At 37.1% G+C, this 2,233-nt stretch carries 2 protein-coding genes and 1 pseudogene; 2 read left to right on the forward strand and 1 reads right to left on the reverse strand.

Annotated elements, in window-relative coordinates; genetic code table 11:
* Positions 1 to 79: 79 nt before the first annotated feature.
* The coding region (locus AFK68_RS00910) for an MBL fold metallo-hydrolase (RefSeq protein ID WP_094670902.1) at positions 80 to 780 on the forward strand (701 nt) is incomplete at its 3' end.
* 1 nt (position 781) lies between these two features.
* A pseudogene (locus AFK68_RS00915) lies at positions 782 to 1,196 on the forward strand (MBL fold metallo-hydrolase); the annotation flags it as partial.
* A gap of 14 nt (positions 1,197 to 1,210) precedes the next feature.
* Here the strand turns inward: AFK68_RS00915 and AFK68_RS00920 are convergent.
* Positions 1,211 to 2,029, reverse strand: a complete 819-nt coding sequence (locus tag AFK68_RS00920; protein WP_094670900.1) for a tetratricopeptide repeat protein — start codon at positions 2,027 to 2,029, stop codon at positions 1,211 to 1,213.
* Between the last annotated feature and the right edge of the window lie 204 nt (positions 2,030 to 2,233).

The following is a 2,233-nucleotide window of genomic DNA, read 5'->3' on the forward strand; positions in this document are numbered from 1 at the left end:
GGTCATGCTCCGTTAACGACCGTTTTTTCTCCTTAAAAGGAGAGGCTTTATACCTTGATTTTTCGGTAAGAAAATTTATATGGAAACTAAACTTTCTTCTGTAGTGGTAACCCAAGATCATATTAATTCTCCTAACTTATCTGAAAATCTAGAGGACTTTGTAGTTAAGTTCTGGGGAGTACGAGGTAGTGTTCCGACTCCAGGAAAAGATACTGTTAGATATGGTGGAAATACTTCCTGCATAGAAATGCAAATAGCTGGTAAGCGTTTGATATTTGATGGAGGTACTGGGATGCGAGAACTAGGAAAAGAATTAATGCAGGAAGCTCCAGTAGAAGCTTATATATTTTTTACTCATTATCATTGGGACCATATTCAAGGTTTCCCATTGTTCGCTCCTGCTTTTACTCCAGGAAATTGTTTTCATATCTATGGGGCAATTCCTCCAGAAGGGGAGTCAATGAAACAGCATTTTATAGATAGGGTATTACATTATAACTCTCCTGTGCCACTCACAGGTATGCAGGCAGACTTGCGATTTTATGAACTCCAGCATGGGCAAAAAATGATGCTTCATGGTATAGAGATTGAGACTGGTTCCCTAAATCATCCTAATACGGCAATGGGATATAGGGTGACATGGAATGGAAGGAGTGTGGTTTATTGTTCTGATACGGAGCATTTTCCTGATGGTTTGGATGAAAGTGTAGTGAATTTGGCACGGGATGCTGATGTACTAATCTATGATGCTATGTACACTGATGATGAGTATCATAATCCNTCATGGTATAGAGATTGAGACTGGTTCCCTAAATCATCCTAATACGGCAATGGGATATAGGGTGACATGGAATGGAAGGAGTGTGGTTTATTGTTCTGATACGGAGCATTTTCCTGATGGTTTGGATGAAAGTGTAGTGAATTTGGCACGGGATGCTGATGTACTAATCTATGATGCTATGTACACTGATGATGAGTATCATAATCCCCAGTCGCCCAAGGTTGGTTGGGGACATTCGACTTGGCAGGAAGCAATTAAGGTTGCTGAAGCTGCTGGGGTGAAGCGAGTGGTAATTTTTCACCATGAACCAACTCATAGTGATGATTTTCTGGATCGGATGGCGGAAAAGGTCAAAGTAGCTTTTCCTCTGGCAGTTATGGCCAAAGAAGGTTTAGTTCTGCCAGTAGGGATTTAAGATGGGAAATTAGTTTAGTACAGACTTAGTAATAACTGCTTACGATATTCCTTACTTATAGGATGGTCATCTCCTAAGATATTAAATATTGCTAATATTGCTTTGCGTGCGCCGTCATCTTTATATTTACGATTCCCTTTAACTATATCTAAAAATAATTCCAGGGCTTGTTCATAGTGATCTGATAATGTAAGATTACAGGCTTTTGCATAAGTTTGATCTATTTCACTCTCACCAGGATTTTCTGATTCCTGTTTAAAGTGAATTAATGCTTTTACTGTCTGTACTTGGGGATAAAATTCCCGGTTATTCTCCCCAATAGTTTCAATCAGCTTTTCTGCATCTTTTAACTGATTTAATTTTACTAGAAACTTGGCAGCTTCTATGATGATAGTAACATTATTAGGATATTTGTGAAAGAGCCGATCTAAAATATTTTTTGCTTGTTCAAATTGACCAGATTTTGTTAGATTTTGTAGTTCTTCTATATCTATTTCTAGTTCTGAGTGAAGATTAAGTTCCCCTAGAAAATTTCTTAGTTTTGGTTCTGAAAGAACTCCCACAAAACCTGGTTTAACTTCTCCTTGAGTTACGACTCTTACATCTGGTACTCCTTCTATACCATAACTTTGAGCTAAGTCTGGACTCTGATCGACATCAACTTTGGCTAGGATAAAGTCATATTCTTGAACCAATTTTTCTAAGATTGGTTTTAGCATTTTACATGGACCGCACCAAGTAGCGTAGAAGTCTACTAAAACTGGTTTTTTGTGGGAATTTTTTAAGACTTCGGTAGCAAAGTTTGTATTGTCAACTTCTATAGAGATGCCCATTGAATTCTTAGAATTAGAATATGTTGTGTTATTAACTATTATGTCGGACTCCAGCAAATTTTTGGCAATATGAAGTTAAATTTTTCGATTTTTTTAAAGACCTCGCTCTTAAGGGCGGGGTTGTAAATTAAGAATGAACAAATTTAGCTATGAGTTTTAGTGCTGATAAAAAAAAGATTAATTTGTCTGATAATTGTACATAAT

Source organism: Hydrocoleum sp. CS-953 (assembly GCF_002260545.1).
Lineage (GTDB): Bacteria > Cyanobacteriota > Cyanobacteriia > Cyanobacteriales > Microcoleaceae > Trichodesmium.

What these genes read in the sequence shown, in the direction of transcription:
- AFK68_RS00920 (WP_094670900.1), bottom strand. Translation starts at nt 2,029, where the DNA reads ATGGGCATCTCTATAGAAGTTGACAATACAAACTTTGCTACCGAAGTC.